Annotated in this window: 16 protein-coding genes; 6 read left to right on the top strand and 10 right to left on the bottom strand. The window is 72.0% G+C overall.

All coding sequences use genetic code 11. From position 1 onward, the window contains the following. Window positions 1-9 precede the first annotated feature (9 nt). The 7 genes from amaB to AC0QU1_RS19360 form a co-directional block, all read right to left on the bottom strand. The gene (amaB, locus tag AC0QU1_RS19330) at window positions 10-1563 is read right to left on the bottom strand and encodes an L-piperidine-6-carboxylate dehydrogenase (protein ID WP_483571634.1); all 1554 of its coding nucleotides are present in this window, start codon (window positions 1561-1563) and stop codon (window positions 10-12) included. Next, a complete protein-coding gene (gene hglS, locus AC0QU1_RS19335; RefSeq protein ID WP_483571635.1) occupies window positions 1560-2981 on the bottom strand; it encodes a 2-oxoadipate dioxygenase/decarboxylase in 1422 nt (473 codons plus the stop codon). The genes amaB and hglS overlap by 4 nt, the downstream gene beginning before the upstream one ends. A gap of 16 nt (window positions 2982-2997) precedes the next feature. Then, window positions 2998-4221 carry an NAD(P)/FAD-dependent oxidoreductase gene (locus AC0QU1_RS19340; RefSeq protein WP_483571636.1) on the bottom strand — a complete coding sequence of 408 codons (1224 nt, stop codon included), beginning with the start codon at window positions 4219-4221 and terminating at the stop codon, window positions 2998-3000. Window positions 4222-4389: 168 nt separating this feature from the next. Beyond that, window positions 4390-4788: a Fur family transcriptional regulator gene (locus tag AC0QU1_RS19345; RefSeq protein WP_483571637.1), complete on the bottom strand. Its 399-nt coding sequence runs from the start codon at window positions 4786-4788 to the stop codon at window positions 4390-4392. Then, a complete protein-coding gene (locus tag AC0QU1_RS19350; protein WP_483571638.1) occupies window positions 4788-5723 on the bottom strand; it encodes a metal ABC transporter permease in 936 nt (311 codons plus the stop codon). The genes AC0QU1_RS19345 and AC0QU1_RS19350 overlap by 1 nt, the downstream gene beginning before the upstream one ends. Beyond that, a complete protein-coding gene (locus tag AC0QU1_RS19355) occupies window positions 5720-6532 on the bottom strand; it encodes a metal ABC transporter ATP-binding protein (protein ID WP_483571639.1) in 813 nt (270 codons plus the stop codon). The genes AC0QU1_RS19350 and AC0QU1_RS19355 overlap by 4 nt, the downstream gene beginning before the upstream one ends. Then, window positions 6529-7521: a metal ABC transporter substrate-binding protein gene (locus tag AC0QU1_RS19360; RefSeq protein WP_483571640.1), complete on the bottom strand. Its 993-nt coding sequence runs from the start codon at window positions 7519-7521 to the stop codon at window positions 6529-6531. Before AC0QU1_RS19360 ends, AC0QU1_RS19355 begins: the two co-directional genes overlap by 4 nt. Before the next feature lie 157 nt (window positions 7522-7678). Between AC0QU1_RS19360 and AC0QU1_RS19365 the strand changes: the two genes are divergently transcribed. Continuing rightward, entirely contained in the window at window positions 7679-9085 is a 1407-nt protein-coding gene (locus AC0QU1_RS19365; RefSeq protein ID WP_483571642.1) for a glycine--tRNA ligase, read from the top strand. A gap of 39 nt (window positions 9086-9124) precedes the next feature. On the opposite strand, the gene AC0QU1_RS19370 is transcribed toward AC0QU1_RS19365, so the two are convergent. Continuing rightward, window positions 9125-9868, bottom strand: coding sequence for a helix-turn-helix transcriptional regulator (locus AC0QU1_RS19370; RefSeq protein WP_483571644.1), 744 nt, complete (start codon window positions 9866-9868; stop codon window positions 9125-9127). A gap of 538 nt (window positions 9869-10406) precedes the next feature. Between AC0QU1_RS19370 and AC0QU1_RS19375 the strand changes: the two genes are divergently transcribed. The 5 genes from AC0QU1_RS19375 to AC0QU1_RS19395 all read left to right on the top strand — a co-directional run bounded on the left by AC0QU1_RS19375 (window position 10407) and on the right by AC0QU1_RS19395 (window position 15109). Further along, window positions 10407-10925, top strand: coding sequence for a hypothetical protein (locus tag AC0QU1_RS19375; protein WP_483571645.1), 519 nt, complete (start codon window positions 10407-10409; stop codon window positions 10923-10925). Between the two features lie 111 nt (window positions 10926-11036). Then, a complete protein-coding gene (locus AC0QU1_RS19380) occupies window positions 11037-12083 on the top strand; it encodes a FecCD family ABC transporter permease (RefSeq protein WP_483571646.1) in 1047 nt (348 codons plus the stop codon). Continuing rightward, complete coding sequence (locus AC0QU1_RS19385) at window positions 12083-13132, top strand: FecCD family ABC transporter permease (RefSeq protein ID WP_483571648.1); 1050 nt, start codon at window positions 12083-12085, stop codon at window positions 13130-13132. Before AC0QU1_RS19380 ends, AC0QU1_RS19385 begins: the two co-directional genes overlap by 1 nt. Continuing rightward, a complete protein-coding gene (locus tag AC0QU1_RS19390; protein ID WP_483571650.1) occupies window positions 13129-13923 on the top strand; it encodes an ABC transporter ATP-binding protein in 795 nt (264 codons plus the stop codon). The genes AC0QU1_RS19385 and AC0QU1_RS19390 overlap by 4 nt, the downstream gene beginning before the upstream one ends. A gap of 136 nt (window positions 13924-14059) precedes the next feature. Continuing rightward, window positions 14060-15109 (top strand): iron-siderophore ABC transporter substrate-binding protein, encoded by a 1050-nt coding sequence (locus tag AC0QU1_RS19395; RefSeq protein WP_483571651.1) that lies wholly within the window; start codon window positions 14060-14062, stop codon window positions 15107-15109. Window positions 15110-15230: 121 nt separating this feature from the next. Here the strand turns inward: AC0QU1_RS19395 and AC0QU1_RS19400 are convergent, their stop codons facing one another. Next, window positions 15231-16031: an isoprenyl transferase gene (locus AC0QU1_RS19400; RefSeq protein ID WP_483571653.1), complete on the bottom strand. Its 801-nt coding sequence runs from the start codon at window positions 16029-16031 to the stop codon at window positions 15231-15233. Next, complete coding sequence (gene recO, locus AC0QU1_RS19405; RefSeq protein WP_483571655.1) at window positions 16031-16777, bottom strand: DNA repair protein RecO; 747 nt, start codon at window positions 16775-16777, stop codon at window positions 16031-16033. The genes AC0QU1_RS19400 and recO overlap by 1 nt, the downstream gene beginning before the upstream one ends. Between the last annotated feature and the right edge of the window lie 15 nt (window positions 16778-16792).

The following is a 16792-nucleotide window of genomic DNA, read 5'->3' on the forward strand; positions in this document are numbered from 1 at the left end:
GCGGGCCGGTCAGCCGAAGTTGACGCCCTGGGCCAGCGGCAGCTCGGTCGAGTAGTTCACCGTGTTCGTCGCGCGGCGCATGTACTGCTTCCACGCGTCCGAGCCGGACTCGCGGCCGCCGCCGGTCGACTTCTCGCCGCCGAACGCGCCGCCGATCTCCGCCCCGGAGGTGCCGATGTTCACGTTCACGATGCCGCAGTCCGAGCCGACCTCCGACAGGAACGTCTCGGCCTCGCGCACGTCGAGCGTGAAGATCGACGACGAGAGCCCCTGCGGCACGTCGTTGTGCACGGCGATCGCCTCGGACAGCTCCGCGTAGGTCAGCACGTACAGGATCGGCGCGAACGTCTCCCGCTTGACGACGTCGGCCTGGGCCGGCATGCGGACGATCGCCGGGTGCACGTACGCGGCGTCCTCGGCGCCGGGCACCGTGACCGCCGTCCCGCCCACCACGAGCTCGCCGCCCGCCGCGACGGCCTCGTCGATGGCGGCCAGCATGCGGTCGCGCGCGCCGGCGTCGACCAGGGGGCCGACCAGCGTGCCCTCCGTGCGCGGGTCGCCCACCGGCAGCCCGGCGTAGACCTTCGTGAGCCGCGCCACGACGTCGTCCACGATCGACTCGTGCACGATCAGGCGGCGCAGCGACGTGCAGCGCTGGCCGGCCGTGCCGGCCGCGGCGAAGACCGCGCCGCGCACGGCGAGGTCGAGGTCGGCCGACGGCGCCACGATCGCCCCGTTGTTGCCGCCCAGCTCCAGCAGGTACTTTCCGCCGCGGGCCGCGACGACGGGCGCGACCTGCTGGCCCATCCGCTCCGAGCCGGTCGCCGAGACGAGCGCGACGCGCCGGTCGGCCACCAGGGCCTCGCCGGCCTCGCGGTCGCCCAGCAGGAGCCGCGAGACGCCGGCCGGGAACCCGGCCTCGGCCAGCGCCCGGTCCAGCAGTGCGGCGGCGCCGACGGCGGACAGGAGGGTCGTCTCGCTCGGCTTCCACACCACGGTGTCGCCGCAGACCAGCGCGACGGCGGTGTTCCAGGACCAGACGGCTACCGGGAAGTTGAAGGCGCTGATCACGCCGACCACGCCCATCGGGTGCCACGTCTCCATGAGGCGGTGCCCCGGGCGCTCCGACGGCATGGTGCGCCCGCCCACCTGCCGCGACAGCCCGACGGCGTAGTCGCAGATGTCGATCATCTCCTGGACCTCGCCCAGGGCCTCGCTGGTGATCTTGCCCGCCTCGATGGTGACGAGCTCGGCCAGGTCGGCCTTGTGCTCGGTGAGCAGCTCACCCAGGCGCTTGATCACCTGGCCGCGCACCGGGGCCGGCACGGAACGCCAGGTCGTGAAGGCCTCGGCCGCCTGCCCGACGATCCCGGCCGCCTCGGCGGCGCCGTCCTTCCGGAGCTCCAGCAGCGCCTGCCCGGACAGGGGCGACACCACGGGCAGGCCCGTCCCGGCCGCCGCCGGCTCGACCACCGGAGGTGTGGCACCCAGCCGCTCCAGTGCGGCGAGGGCGGCGTCCCGCAGCTCGGTCGTCAGCGGGCTGTGGGTGGTGGTGCTGGTCATCGTGGTGCTCCCGTTGTGCGGTTGGGCGTGGTGAGGGTTGCCGGGTCGACGCCGAGGGTCTCGGCGGCTGCGGCGAGCGACCTGGCCACCTGGTCGGCGTACAGGTCGAAGGGGTCGTTCAGGTCGCGGCCGAGCGCGCCGGCCATCCAGTCGGCGTCCCGGTCCGTGCCCTCCTGGCTGACATCCTTCGCGCCGTCGGAGGTGAGGTTGGACTGGAAGATCCCGGCGGCGGACCGCGGGAGGAAGTCCTCGTACACGATGGGCTCGCGGACCACGACGGGTGCGCCGCCGTCGCCCGGATCCCGCAGCTCGTAGGTGAACCAGCCCAGCTCCCGGTCGGCGAGCGCCGCCTCGGTCGTAGGGAAGGTCCGCTGCCAGACGGCGCGCGCGAGCTGCTGGCGCTGCGCCTCGGTGAAGCCGGGGGCGTCGGCGCGGGCTGCGGCGGCGGCCTCGTCGATCTCGACGACTGCCGCGTCGTAGGCGGAGCGGCCGGCGCGGGTGAGCGCGATGCCACGGGCCTCGACCTCGCCGAAGCGCACGCGCAGGGAGTCGCGCACGATCTCGCCGCCGGCGGTGCGGAAGGTGCGCGGCTCGGCGAGGGCACGGAACGACGTCTGGCGCAGCAGCACGTCGGGGCCCTCCCAGCGGGGCGGGCCCTGGATCGCGTCGATCATCGTGATCCCGCGGGCCTCCATGCGGGCGTACAGGTCGTCGATGTCCAGGACGCGGGGCGTGAGGTGGTTGATGTGCGTCGAGGCGATGCCGCCGATGTCGGCGGCGACGGCGCTGACCGCCTCCAGCTCGCGGTACCAGGCCTGGTCCACCGGCTCGCTCGACAGCTCGAACGCCTCCGTGGCCAGGCGCAGGAAGTCGGCGGCCTGGTCCTCGGGGAGCCCGCCCTCGGCCTCCGCCCGGTCGGCGAGCGCCAGCAGCTCTGGGCCGAACAGCGTGCGGGCGCCGAGGAAGTTCTCCAGGCGCCGTTCCAGGTCGGCGCTGAAGAACCGGCGGTCGGCGGTGACGAGCATGGAGGTGAAGACCCGGAACGGGTTGCGGGCCAGCTCTTCGCGCTCGATCGGGCGGAAGGCGGTGGAGATCACCGGGACCGAGCTGGACGAGGCGTCGCGCAGGTCGTAGAAGCCGACCGGACGCATGCCCATCGCGCCGAAGATGCGGGCCACCTGCGCCATCTCGGTGGGCGTGCCGACGCGGATCGCGCCGTGCCGCTCCGCCGTGACGCGCGCGATGGAGCCGAGCCGTTCGGCGTCCGCGCCGTGCCGGGCCACGAAGTCGGCGTTGACCTCATGGGACACGTCGAGCAGCGTGGTGTAGGCGGGCACTTCCTTGCCGTACATGTCCGAGAGGCTGCGCGCGAACGCGGCTCTCAGCTGCCACGGCTCCAGGAATGTCGGTGCCGACATCGGTCTCTCCTGTCCGTCAGATGATGTTCGCCTCGGGGCCTCGTCGCCCCGGGCTCGTCGGGCTGGTGGGCGGGGTGGGGCCGGCCGTGACGAACCGGTCCGCCGCGAACCCCGACACATCGATCCGCGGCGGGCGGCCGGCGTACAGGTCGCGCACGACCTCGCCGACGGCCGGAGCCTGCAGGAACCCGTGCCCGGAGAAGCCGGCGGCGTACAGCACACGGCCGGGTACGCCCGTGGCCTCGCCGATGAGGGCGTTGTGGTCGGGCGTCATCTCGTAGAGGCCGGCCCAGCCGCGCGCGACGGGCACGTCGACCAGCTCGGGCGCGCAGGCTCCGATCGCCTCGCGCAGCAGGGGAAGCCAGGCGGGGTCGTAGGTGCGCTCGAACGCGATGGGGGTCGCGGGGTCGGCGATGCCGAGCAGCAGGCAGCCGGGCTCGGCGTTGTGGAAGTAGAACGTGCTCCCGTAGTCGATGGTGAACGGGATGCGGCGCGGCGCGGGATCCAGCCGCGGAGTGAACCCGATCTGCCGCCGGTACGGGTCAACAGGCAGGTCGAGCCCGGCCTTGGTCGCCAGGTCCCTGGTCCACGCCCCGGTGCACAGCACGACGGCGCCCGTGCGCACCCGGCCCTGGTTCGTCCAGACGGCGGCAACCTGGTCGCCCCGCGCCTCGACGTCGGTCACCGTGACGTGCGTGCGGACCGTGCCGCCGTGCCGTTCGACGCCGTCCGCGTACCCCTCGACGACGGCCAGCGGATAGGCGAACCCGTCGCGCGCGGCGTAGGCGGCCCCGGCGTACCGGTCGACGTCGACGTACGGGTTGAGCCGGCGCACGGCGTCGTGGGTGAGCATGCGGCTCGCGACGCCGCGCTCGTTCTGCATGGCGACCGACTCCTCGAACAGCGCGACGTCGTCGGCGTCCGGCAGGAGGAACAGGTAGCCCGGCTGCTGCAGGCCGATGTCCGCGCCCGGACGGTTGGCGAAGTCCTCGTACAGCTCGAGGCTGCGGTTGCCGAGGTCGACGTTCGCGGGGTCGGAGAACTGGGCGCGCACGCCCCCGATGGGCTTGCCCGAGCTGCCCGATGCGAGCTCGTCGGCCTCCAGGAGCAGCACGTCGACGCCGTCCTCCGCGAGGTGGAAGGCCACCGAAGCGCCGATCGCGCCGCCGCCGACCACCACCACCTCGGCGCGCGCGGGCAGCAGTCCCCGACGGTCTGCTGAGCGCCGCGCTGAGGTCATGGAGGCATCCTGCCACGCGCTCCGGCCGAGTAGAGCCGACACCGGAATTGTTCCTGCGGTGACTCCCTACCCTTGGGGAAACGACTTGCTCCCGGGGGTGTGTTGCGGAGAGTGCACAGTGTCTACTCCGTGCAACGCACCTCCGGGAGCAAGTTGTTTCCCCCCAAGTCACCGTGCCGACGACGCGCGGCAGTCCGCGCAGGTGCCCCACAGCTCGATCGTGTGCTCGATGTCGGCGAAGCCCTGGGCCGCCGCGACCTTCGATGCCCAGGCCTCCACCGTGGGTCCGTCGATCTCGACGGTCCGGCCGCACACCCGGCACACCAGGTGGTGGTGGTGCTCGCGGCGCGCGCACCGGCGGTACAGGCTCTCGCCGTCCTCGGCGCGCAGGACGTCGACCTCGCTCGCCTCCGCGAGGGCCTGCAGCGCCCGGTACACGGTGGCCAGGCCGACGGACTCGCCGCGGGCGCGCAGGGTCTCGTGCAGCTGCTGGGCCGAGCGGAAGTCCGCGAGCTCGTCGAGCGCCTCGACGACGGCGGTCCGCTGGCGGGTCATGCGTGCGGTCATCAGCGGCACTCCTTTGCGGCGGCCACCGCCCGTTCGGTGGCGGCAGCGGGCAGGTCGACGTCGTCGGGCAGGTCGGGATGTGGGTCGTGCGTGGGACGCCGTCGGGCAAACAGAGGCGCCAGCAGGGAGACCACCGCGTACACGGCGATGGCGAGGACCACGATAGTCGCGCCGGGCGAGACGTTGTACCAGTAGGTGATGGTAAGGCCGGTCACGCAGACCACGACGCCGACGACGCACGCGGTCAGCATGGTGCGCCCGAAGGCGTGCGTGACCTGCTGCGCCACGGCCACCGGCACGATCATGAGCGCGCTGACCAGCAGCAGGCCGACGACGCGCATCGCGACCGTGACGGTGAGCGCCGAGACGACGGCGACGACGATGTTCAGCGCCCAGACGGGCAGCCCCGACGCGATGGCGAACTCCTCGTCGTGGCTCACGGAGAACAGCGCGTGCCGCAGGCCGACGCCGACGGTCAGCACCACGAGGGAGAGCACGACGGTGAGCCAGAGGTCGGCGTCCGACACGGTGGAGATCGAGCCGAACAGGTACTGCATGAGGTTTCCGGAGGAGCCGCCGGCGATCCCGATGAGCAGGACGCCGCCGGCGATCCCGCCGTAGAACATGATGGCGAGCGCGAGGTCTCCGGAGGTGCGGCCGCGGCGTCGGACCACCTCGATGAGCACGGAGCCGATCACGGCGGCGATCACTGCGCCCGGGATCGCCAACGCGTCGTTCGGTGTGAGCCCCATACCGGCGCCGACGAGCCAGCCGAGGGCGACGCCGGTCAGGGCGACGTGGCCGATGCCGTCGCCGAGCAGAGAGAGCCTGCGCTGCACCAGGTAGGTGCCGACGACAGGCGCCGTCACGCCGACGAGGAGGGCGGCCAGCAGGGCACGCTGCATGAACGGGTCGGTCAGCATGAGCATGATCATGGGCGCACCTCCAGGTCGAGGGCCCTGGACTCTGCGGTGTCGAGGGCGTTGTCGTCGGCGTGCGGGTGCTGGTGGCCCGCGCGGTCGTGGTCGTGCCGGGACGGCGGCGGGGCGCCGTCGTGCACCACCTTGCCGTGCCGCAGCACGACGGCGCGCGAGACGAGCGGGGCGAGCTCGCCCAGCTCGTGCAGCACGACGAGCACGGTCAGGCCGCCGTCGACCAGGCGCCGCATGGTGCTCGCGAAGGCCTCCTGGCTGGCGACGTCCACGCCGGCCACCGGCTCGTCGAGGATGAGGACGTCCGGCTCGCGGACCAGGGCGCGAGCGATGAGCACGCGCTGCTGCTGCCCGCCGGACAGGAGGTGCACCGGGTCGTGCCCGCGGTCGGCGAGGCCGACCTGCGCGAGGGCCGCGTCGACCTGGCTCCGCCAGCCGCGCGGGAGCCGCAGGCGGCGTCCGTGCAGCAGACCGGAGGCGACGACCTCCCGCGCGGTCGACGGGATACCGCCGCCCGCGCTCGCGCGCTGGGGGACGTAGCCGATACGGCTCCAGTCGACCGCCGCGCCGCGCCGGCCGGCCCGGAGCGGCGCGCCGAGCAGGCGGACCGTACCGTCGGACGGTTCGTTGATGCTGACCAGCGCCCGCACGAGCGTTGACTTGCCCGAGCCGTTCGGGCCCAGCAGCGCGACGACCTCACCGCGCCCGACCGTCAGGTCGATACCGCGCAGGATGTGGCTCGCTCCCGCACGGAAGTGCAGGCCGCTGGCCTCGATGACGGGGCGGCCGGTCTCGCTCGTCGTGTCGGTCATTCGCAGACCAGCCCCTCCTCCAGTGCCGCCAGGTTGTCCTGCATCACCGAGATGTAGTCGGCACCGGAGGCCTCCGCCTCCTCCGACAGGCCCTCCAGCGGGTCGAGCACCGCGGTGTCGACGCCGAGGTCGGTGGCGAGGGTCTCGGTGACCTTCGGGCTCACCAAGGTCTCCGAGTACAGGGTCGTGACGCCACGCGCCTCGACCACCTCGCCGATCTCGCGCAGGCGGGCCGGGGAGGGCTCGGCCTCTGGGTCGAGCTCGGAGATGCCCACCTGCTCCAGGGCGTACCGGTCGGCGAGGTAGCCGAAGGCGGTGTGGCTCGTCACGAGGGTCGCACCCTGACAGGCGGCGAGCCCGTCGGCGAACTCCTGGTCCAGCTCGTCCAGGCGCTGGCCCAGGCGCAGGGCGCCGTCGGCGTACTCGTCGGCGTGCTCCGGGTCCACCGCGGCCAGCTCGTCCGCCACGGCCTGCCCGACCGCGGCCAGGCGGCTCGGGTCCAGCCAGAAGTGCGGGTCCGTGGCGCCGTGGTCGTGCTCGTCGCCTTCCTCGGCGTGCTCCGCGTGCTCCTCCTCGGTCTCGCCCGCGTGCTCGTCGGCGTGCTCGTCCGTGTGCTCGACGAGCTCCGCCGCGTCCGCGGCGTCGACCACGTGCTCGGGCGCGCGGGCCTCGACACCCTCGTCGACGGCGGCCTGGAAGCCCGACAGGTAGACCACCAGGTCGGCCGTGCCGATCTCGCGAACCTGCGCAGGGGAGAGCTCGAGGTCGTGCGGCTCGGCGGCGGGCGGCGTGAGGTTCCGCACCGTGACCAGGTCGCCGCCGATCTGCTGCGCCACGTACTGGAGGGGGTAGAACGACGCGAGCACGGTGACGCCGTCGGACCCGTCGGCCGAGGCGCCGGGGCCCTGGCTCGAGCAGCCCGCGAGGGTCGCCGTCGTGGCGAGGACGAGGCTGGTCAGGGTGGCGCCCGTGGCGCGAGTCGAAATCATGAGAACGATTCTCACGCTTGTTGAGAACCGTTGTCAAAGATCGGCCGGGAGAGGTCGGTCACGCGCTCGTCGACCGCCTATTTCGCGCGGGCCTCGACCTGCCCGGACGGTACGCTGGGCGGACATTGTTCCGCCTGTTCCCCTGGAGAGAACCCCCGTGTCCGACAAGTCAGTGCGCTCTGCGCAGACCGCCAAGCTCGACGCCGTCGTCTCGCTCGCGAAGCGACGAGGTTTCGTCTTCCCGTCGGGTGAGATCTACGGCGGAACGCGCTCGGCGTGGGACTACGGCCCGCTGGGTGTGGAGCTCAAGGAGAACATCAAGCGGCAGTGGTGGCGTGCGATTGTCACGAGCCGGGACGACATCGTCGGTCTGGACTCGTCGGTCATCCTGCCGCGTCAGGTGTGGGTGGCCTCCGGCCACGTCGGCGTGTTCACCGACCCGCTCACCGAGTGCCTCTCGTGCCACAAGCGGTTCCGCGAGGACCAGATGATCGAGGAGTTCGAGGAGAAGAAGGGCCGCGCCCCCGAGGGTGGCCTCGCCGAGATCGTCTGCTCGAACTGCGGTACACGCGGCCAGTGGACCGAGCCCCGCGACTTCAACATGATGCTGAAGACGTACCTCGGCCCGGTCGAGGACGAGTCCGGCCTGCACTACCTGCGCCCCGAGACGGCGCAGGGCATCTTCGTGAACTTCGCCAACGTGGCGGCCGCCGCACGCAAGAAGCCGCCGTTCGGCATCGGCCAGATCGGCAAGTCGTTCCGCAACGAGATCACGCCGGGCAACTTCATCTTCCGCACGCGCGAGTTCGAGCAGATGGAGATGGAGTTCTTCGTCAAGCCGGGCGAGGACGAGGAGTGGCACCAGTACTGGATCGACTACCGCACGAACTGGTACACGGACCTGGGGATCTCGGCCGAGAACCTGCGCCACTACGAGCACCCCAAGGAGAAGCTGTCGCACTACTCGACCCGCACCGTGGACATCGAGTACCGCTTCGGCTTCCAGGGCAGCGAGTGGGGTGAGCTCGAGGGCATCGCAAACCGCACGGACTTCGACCTGAAGACCCACACGGAGCACTCCGGCAAGGACCTGATGTACCGCGACCCGGTGACGAACGAGAAGTACTACCCGTACGTCATCGAGCCGGCCGCCGGCCTGACCCGGTCCCTCATGGCCTTCCTCGTGGAGGCCTACGCCGAGGATGAAGCGCCGAACACCAAGGGCGGCGTCGACAAGCGCACGGTGCTGCGCCTCGACCAGCGCCTGGCCCCGGTCAAGGCCGCAGTGCTCCCGCTGTCCAAGACGGCGGACCTGCTGCCGGCGTCGGAGACGCTGGCCGCCGAGCTGCGCAAGCACTGGAACATCGACTACGACGTGACTCAGGCCATCGGCAAGCGCTACCGCCGGCAGGACGAGATCGGCACGCCGTTCTGCATCACGGTCGACTTCGAGACGCTGGAGGACCAGGCGGTCACCATCCGGCACCGCGACACGATGCAGCAGGAGCGCGTGGCACTCGACAAGGTCGTCGGCTACCTGGCCGGCCACCTCGTCGGGGTCTGAGGTCTTCGGGGTCCGAGGTCGTTGTAGGGAGATCCGGGCTCAGCCGCGCGCGCCCCGCGCCTGCTCGCGCAGGAGCCGCAGGACGCGCGCGGCGTGCTTGTCGGTCGTCTCGATCTCGTGCAGCGGCTGGACCCGAAGCGGCGCGTGCTCACCGATCACCACGACGGCACGCTCGGTGGTCTCCGACGGCGCGAACCTGACATTGAAGGTCCGTAGCCAGATCTCAAGCGTGAACCGTCCCTCCTCGCTGGCCTCGACCAGCCGAGCGACGCCCTCGGGCGTGGTGACGCCATCCATCGGGTACGACCACCCGAGGGGCGTCACGACTGTCATCCCCGTACGGACCAGCCCGGCAAGCCAGGACGCCGCCTCGGGGCTGTCCGGCAGCGCGAGATCGATCGGCTCCTCCACGGGGATCGGCGCTCCGAGCACCGCAGCGGCGGCGATGCCCTCGAAGCGGTACTCCAGATCTGTCAGCCCTTCCATGAGCGACACGGTCATGCTCAGGCCGTCCGCCGCACTCGTGTCACCGAGGTGGGCAGTGACGGCGCGGCGGAGGTCGTCGTCGAGCGGCTCGAGCTCGATCTTCATCTGCTTGCCCGCAGCCGCGAGAAGCGTCGAGAGCATCGCCCACGACGGAGAGCGTGCCCCTGTCTCGATCGCCGCGACGGTCCCTCGTGATACGCCGGCCCGCTCGGCCAGGTCGGCTTGCGTCTGATTGGCGGCGTGCCGTGCGCCTTTCACGAGACGCGCCACGTCCACGTGCGTTCCTTCGAGTTCCACGACCTCATCGTGCACGGTCCGGCACGCCTACGCCGGGCGTGATAGACGAGGCTGTGGATAACTCCTCCCGGGGGAACTTGCCTCGCGCAGGTGTGTTGCCGTCAGTAGACAATGGCTACACAGCGCAACGCACCTGCGCGAGGCAAGTTCTCCCCGGCGGTCTCTCACGATGGCCGGGCCACTCCCGACCAGTGGTATGCCAAACCTGTCAGCGCGTCGGCGGCGCGTTGACTCCAGGAAAACAACTTCCTCCCGGGGATGTGTTGCACGGAGTCGACATCGTCTACGCACAGCAACGCACCTGCGCGAGGCGAGTTCCCCGGCGGTCTCTCACGATCGCCGGGCCGCTCCCAACCACTGGGACCGGCCTCACCCCAGCGCGTCGTCGGCCTCGGGATCACCCGGGTGAGGTCAGGGCGGAGCGGATCAGATTGTGCGGCCAGCGGGCTCTGGAACTCGTAGCGTGCCCCAGCCGGGGGCACCCAGAGCCCTGGAAGGGGTTACCTCCCCTATGATCCGCCGAAGCATCGTCGCTCTCGTGAGTGTTCTCGCGCTCGCCGTCACGGCGTCCGCGCCCGCGTACGCCGCGCCCGCGTACGACACGAGGGTCACCGTCAACGCGAAGCCCGAGCCGGTCGCCAAGAACCACTCGGTCACCGTCGCGGGCACCCTCAAGTACAAGAAGGACGGCCGCTGGCGCGCCACGCCGACGACCAAGGTGCTCACCGTGGTCTTCGACGCGTCCGGTTCGACCGCGCCGCGCAAGGTCGGCACGATCAGGACCGCCCGCGACGGCAGCTACAGCCACAAGTTCACCGCCACGCGCTCCGGCAAGTGGATCGTGAAGTACGCGGGCAAGCGCAACTTCTTCCAGCCCGCGAGCGCTGCCGACGCCGTCTGCGTCTACTCCGCCGGTCGGTGGCAGTGCCCCGTCTCGCCAACCAACCCGGACCTCGACTGCGACGACGTCCGCCAGCGCGTCTGGGTCGGGTCGCGCGACTATCACCGCCTCGACGGTAGCGACAACGATGGATGGGGCTGCGAGGCCTACGCCTGACCGCAGGACTTGCCTTGACCACAGCGCGCCCTGACGGACTCTCGCGCCCCAGCTCCGCCTCACCCCGGGCGCGCGTACCGACCATCCCACGCATTGTGGAACACTTAGGCAATGCTTACCTCACCTGCGGCTGCGCCCGCGGGGCGCCGTGAGGGTGCGGAAGCCGTAGCTCACCGTGCCCGACGCCGGACGCTCGCGTTGCTCACGGCGCTCGTCGCTCTGCTGCTCGTCGTCCTCGCCAGTCTCGCGCTCGGCGTCCGCGACATCGCCCCCGCCGAGGTCTGGCGGGCGCTGACGTCGCCGGTCGTCGGGTTCATGGACCACGACGTGGTCCTGGACCAGCGGCTGCCGCGCACCATCGTGGGCCTGGCGGCCGGGGTCGCGCTCGGGACCGCCGGCACCCTGATCCAGGGTGTCACGCGCAACCCGATCGCCGACCCCGGCCTGCTGGGCCTCAACTCGGGCGCGTCCCTCGCGGTGGTCTGCGCCGTCTGGCTGCTGGGCGTCACCTCGCCCATCGGCTACGTGTGGTTCGCCTTCCTCGGCGCCGCGACCGCCGCCGCCATCGTGTTCTCGGTGGGCCGCGGCCAGCCCGTACGCCTCGCCCTGGTCGGCGCCGCCGTGACCGCGCTGATCACGCCGCTCATCACGCTGGTCCTCCTGCGTGACCAGCAGGCGTTCAACCTGTACCGGTTCTGGTCCGTCGGCTCCCTGACCGGCCGCGGCCTCGACACCGTGACGTGGCTCTGGCCGTTCATCGTGGTCGGCATCGTCCTCGCCGCCGTCCTCGCCAACCGGCTCAACGTCCTGGCCCTCGGTGACGACGTCGCCAGCGCGCTGGGCCAGCGGGTCGGCACCACGCGCACGCTGGCCGCGATCGCCATCGTGCTGCTCGCAGGCACGGCGACGTCGCTCGCCGGGCCCATCGCGCTGGTCGGTCTGGTGGTGCCGCACGCGGCGCGCCGCCTGGTCGGCACGGACTACCGCTGGATCATGGGGATCGGCGCACTGCTGGGCCCGGTGATGCTCCTGGCGGCCGACGTCCTCGGGCGCCTGATCCTGCCCCGGTCGGAGCTGGAAGCCGGCGTCGTCGCCGCGCTGCTCGGCGCCCCGGTGCTGATCGCCGTGGCCCGCAGCCGGAACGTGGTGGGCGCCTGATGACCACCACCCACGCGACCACGGCCGGCCCCGGCACCGCCGTCGCGCACCTGCGCACCGTCCGGCGCCGCCGGCAGGCCCTCGTCGTGGCCGGGATGGTCCTCGTCGTGCTCGTCGCGGGGACCGGCGCCCTCCTGGTCGGCGCCGCCGGCCTCACTCCCGGACAGGCGATCGCCGGCGCCCTGGGCCTCGGCGACCGGGGCGACGTGTTCATCGTCCAGGTGCTGCGCCTGCCCCGCATCGAGGCGGCCGTCGTGGTCGGCGCGGCGTTCGGCCTCGCGGGCGCCCTGTTCCAGTCCACCCTGCGCAACCCGCTGGCCTCCCCCGACATCCTCGGCATCTCCAGCGGGGCGAGCCTCGGCGCGGTGGTCGGCCTGCTGGTGCTGGGGCTCAGCGGCGTGACGCTGTCCGGCCTGGCGTTCGCGGGTGCAGGCGCCGTCGCGCTCGCGATCTGGCTGCTGGCGTGGCGCAAGGGACTGCACTCGATCCGGTTCGTGCTGGTCGGCGTCGGGTTCGCCTACCTGTGCTCGTCCGTCGTCGCCTGGGCGATGGCCCGCGCGGAGGAGAACGAGGCGGCGGCGGTCCTCATCTGGACGGTCGGCTCGGTGTCGGACGTCCGCGGTGAGCAGCTCGCACTCGTCGCCGCCGGGACGCTCGTCCTGTGCGTGGCGGTCGCGGTCGTGTCGAGGACGCAGGGGCCGCTCGCGCTCGGCGACGACAACGCGCGCGCCCTCGGTGTGCACGTGGACGCGGCCCGCGTCGGCTCGCTGCTGCTCGCCGTCGCGCTCGTCGCGCTCGCCACCAGCGCGGCGGGCCCGATCGCGTTCGTCGCCCTGGTCGCGCCCGCCATCGCCCGCCGTCTGGTGAACGACGGCGGCGCGGCCCTCACCGCGTCCACCGCGACGGGCGCCGCCCTGACCCTGGTGGCGGATGTCGTGGGGCAGCACGCGCTGCTCGGCGTCGCCGCCCCCGTCGGGATCGTCACGGGGCTGGTGGGCGCCCCCTACCTGCTGTGGCTGCTCGCCACGAACGAGAAGAGGAGCCGATGACCAACCTGCGCGCCGAGAGCGTCAGCCTGGGCTACGAGGGCCTGCGCGTCATCGAGGGCCTCGACCTGACGCTGCCCGACGGCAAGATCACCGTCGTCGTCGGACCGAACGCCTGCGGCAAGTCCACGCTGCTGCGCGGCCTGGCCCGCCTGCACCCGCTCGACGGCGGCCGCATCACGCTCGACGGCACCGACATCACGGCGATGCCCCGCAAGGAGCTGGCCAAGCGGGTGGGCATGCTGCCGCAGTCGTCCATCGCACCCGACGGCGTCCGCGTCGCCGAGCTGGTCAGCCGCGGCCGGTACCCACACCAGGGCTGGTTCGGCCGGCACTCGTCCGACGACGACTCCGTGGTCACCGCCGCGCTGGAGTCCACCGGCGTCGCCGAGCTGGCCGACCGGCCCGTCGCCGAGCTGTCCGGCGGGCAGCGCCAGCGGGTGTGGATCGCGATGGTGCTGGCGCAGCAGACCGACATCGTGCTGCTCGACGAGCCGACGACGTTCCTCGACGTGCGCCACCAGCTCGACCTGCTGGACCTGCTCACCGAGCTGAACCGCGAGCGCGGCACGACCGTCGCGATGGTGCTGCACGAGCTCAACCTCGCCGCCCGGTACGCCGACCACCTGGTCGTGATGTCGGCGGGCCGGATCGTCGCCGAGGGGGTGCCGTCCGAGGTGCTGACCCGCGAGGTGGTCGACGAGGCGTTCGGGCTGCAGGCCCAGGTGGTGCCCGACCCGGTGGCCGGCTCGCCGCTCGTGGTGCCGGTGGGCCGGTTCCACTCGGGCGTCTGACTCACCCGCGACCAGTGGTTTACCTCACCCAGAATCCGGCCAATTTCGCAACATCGCCGTGACCTAATGAGGTTAGGGTTACCTCATCTCGACCGGCAGCCGCCGGTCGTTCGACTGAACAACCCCGGGAGAAACCGTGCGCCCTCGCCGTTCCCTCGCGGCGGCCGTCGGCCTTGTGGCCGCGTCCGCCCTGGCCCTCGCGGGCTGCTCGTCCGAAGCCCCCGCTGCCCAGGAGGCGACGCCGTCGGCCGCAGCCTCCGGCGCGACCGACGAGTTCCCCCTGACCATCGAGCACGCGCTCGGCGAGACCACCATCGAGGAGGCGCCCGAGCGCGTCGCCACGTGGGGCTGGGGCTCGACCGAGGCCGCGATCGCCGCGGGCGTCTACCCTGTCGCCGTCGCCGAGCAGACGTGGACCGTCGGCGAGGGCAACCTCCTGCCGTGGGTCGAGGACGCCTACGACGAGGCGGGCGTCGAGCACCCGACCGTGCTGACCGACGCCGAGTCGGGCGCGACCGTGCCCTACGAGGAGTTCGCGGCGGCGGAGCCCGACGTCATCATCGCCACCTACTCGGGGCTCACGCAGGAGCAGTACGACCTGCTCAGCGAGATCGCCCCGACCGTCGCCTACCCGGAGACGCCGTGGCAGACCCCGTGGGACCAGATCATCACCGCGACGGACGACGCCCTGGGCCGCAGCGCGGCCGGTGAGGCCAAGGTCGAGGAGATCAACACCTACCTGGCCGAGCAGGCCGAGGCGCACCCCGAGTTCGCGGGCAAGACGGTCGCGGCGATCGTCGACTCGCCCGACGAGGGCCTGATCTACGTCTACCGGGCCGGCGACCCGCGCGCCGGGTTCCTGGAGGGCCTCGGCTTCGAGACCGCCCCGGCCGTCGAGGAGCTCGCGCCCGACGACGGCGAGTTCTTCTACACGCTGTCGTACGAGGAGCTCGACAAGCTCGAGTCGGACGTCGTCGTCGCCTACACCTACACCGAGGAGGAGGCGGAGGCGCTCCCGACCAAGCGGGAGCTGCAGGCCCTGCCCGCCGTCCGGGACGGCATGGTGGTGCAGCAGGTCGGCACCGTCGCGGTCTCGGCCGTCTCGCCGCCCACGGCGCTCTCGGTGACCTACCCCGAGGGCATGCCCAAGCTGATCGACGCCCTCGCCGAGACGCTGGGCGAGTAACGCCCGAGGGCGAGCCTACGAATTCGGGGTCTGTTGCTCCGAGTAGAAGTTGTCTACTCGGAGCAACAGACCCCGAATTCGTACTGTCTCCCCGAGACGGTCCGCCGCTCGGACCGCTGCCCTACGCCCCAGCCTGCGGAGTGTCCTGCGCTCCCCCGTAGCGGCGGTCGCGCTTGGCGTACTCCTCGACGGCGCGCCACAGGTGCCGCCGGTCGACGTCGGGCCAGGGCTCGTCGAGGAACACCATCTCGGCGTACGCGGCCTGCCACAGCATGAAGTTGGACGTGCGCTGCTCGCCCGACGAGCGCAGGAACAGGTCCACGTCGGGCAGGTCGGGCAGGTACAGGTACTTCTGCAGGGTCTTCTCGGTGACCCGCCTCGGGTCCAGCCGGCCGGCGGCCGCATCGCGCGCGATCGCGGCGGCGGCATCGGCCAGCTCGGCCCGGCTGCCGTAGTTGACGCACATCGTCAGGGTGCACAGGTCGTTGTCCTTCGTGCGCTCCTCGGCCTCCAGGAGCACGTCGATCACGGACTTCCACAGCTTCGGACGGCGGCCCGCCCACCGGATCCGCACGCCCCAGGACGCCATGACGTCGCACTGGCGCTGCATGACCTCGTGCGTGAAGTTCATCAGGAAGCGCACCTCCTCGGGCGAGCGCTTCCAGTTCTCGGTGCTGAACGCGTACGCGGAGAGGTACTCGACGCCGACGTCGACGGCCCCCGCGACGACGTCGAGCAGCGACGTCTCGCCCGCCCGGTGCCCCTCGATGCGGGGCAGCCCGCGCGAGTTGGCCCACCGCCCGTTGCCGTCCATGACGACGGCGACGTGGCGCGGCACGAACTCCTTGGGGATCCGCGGGGCGCGCTCGCCGGACGGGTGCGGGTAGGGCGCCACCAGCTCGCGGCGCGCGCTCCGGGCCATCAGCGCTCCACCATCTTCAACGATCGCAACGTTCTCTCCAGGTAGTACTGGCCGTAGGCGGCGACGATGCCGCTCGCCTCCTTGCGGTGCCGCGCGTCGGACGCGTCGGCGGTCGCCCAGTCGCCCGCGAGCAGCGCGGACAGCAGGGCGAAGGTCTCGGGTGCCGGCGCCGTCGAGCCCGGCGGACGACAGCGCGGGCAGACGGCGCCGCCCTGCGCGACGTTGAACGAGTGGTGCGGTCCGGGCTCGCCGCAGCGCGCGCAGTCCTCGAACGACGGCGCCCAGCCCGCCACCGCGAGCGCGCGCAGCAGGTACGAGTCGAGCACCAGGCCGGCGTCGTGGTGCCGCTCCGACAGGGCGCGCAGCCCGCCGGCGAGCAGCCAGTACTGCTGCACCGACGGCTCGTGCTCCTGCGCGACCAGCCGGTCGGCGGCCTCCAGCATCACTGTGCCCGCCGTGTACAGGGTGTAGTCCTCGCAGATGCGGCGGGCGTACGCGCCGATGGTCTCGACCTGTGTCACGGTGTCCAGCCCCATGCCGGGCCGCGGGCTGCGGCCGGTGTGGAACTGCACGTCGACGGCCATGAACGGCTCCAGCCGCGCCCCGAACTTGGACGACGTGCGCCGCACGCCCTTGCCCACGCCGCGCACCTTGCCGTGCTCGCGCGTCAGGAACGTAACGATACGGTCCGCCTCACCCAGCTTGTGGGTGCGCAGCACTATCGCGTCGTCTCGGTACAGGGGCACAGAGCCATTCTGCCC

The sequence above is a fragment of the Promicromonospora noduliphila genome, from assembly GCF_056951025.1.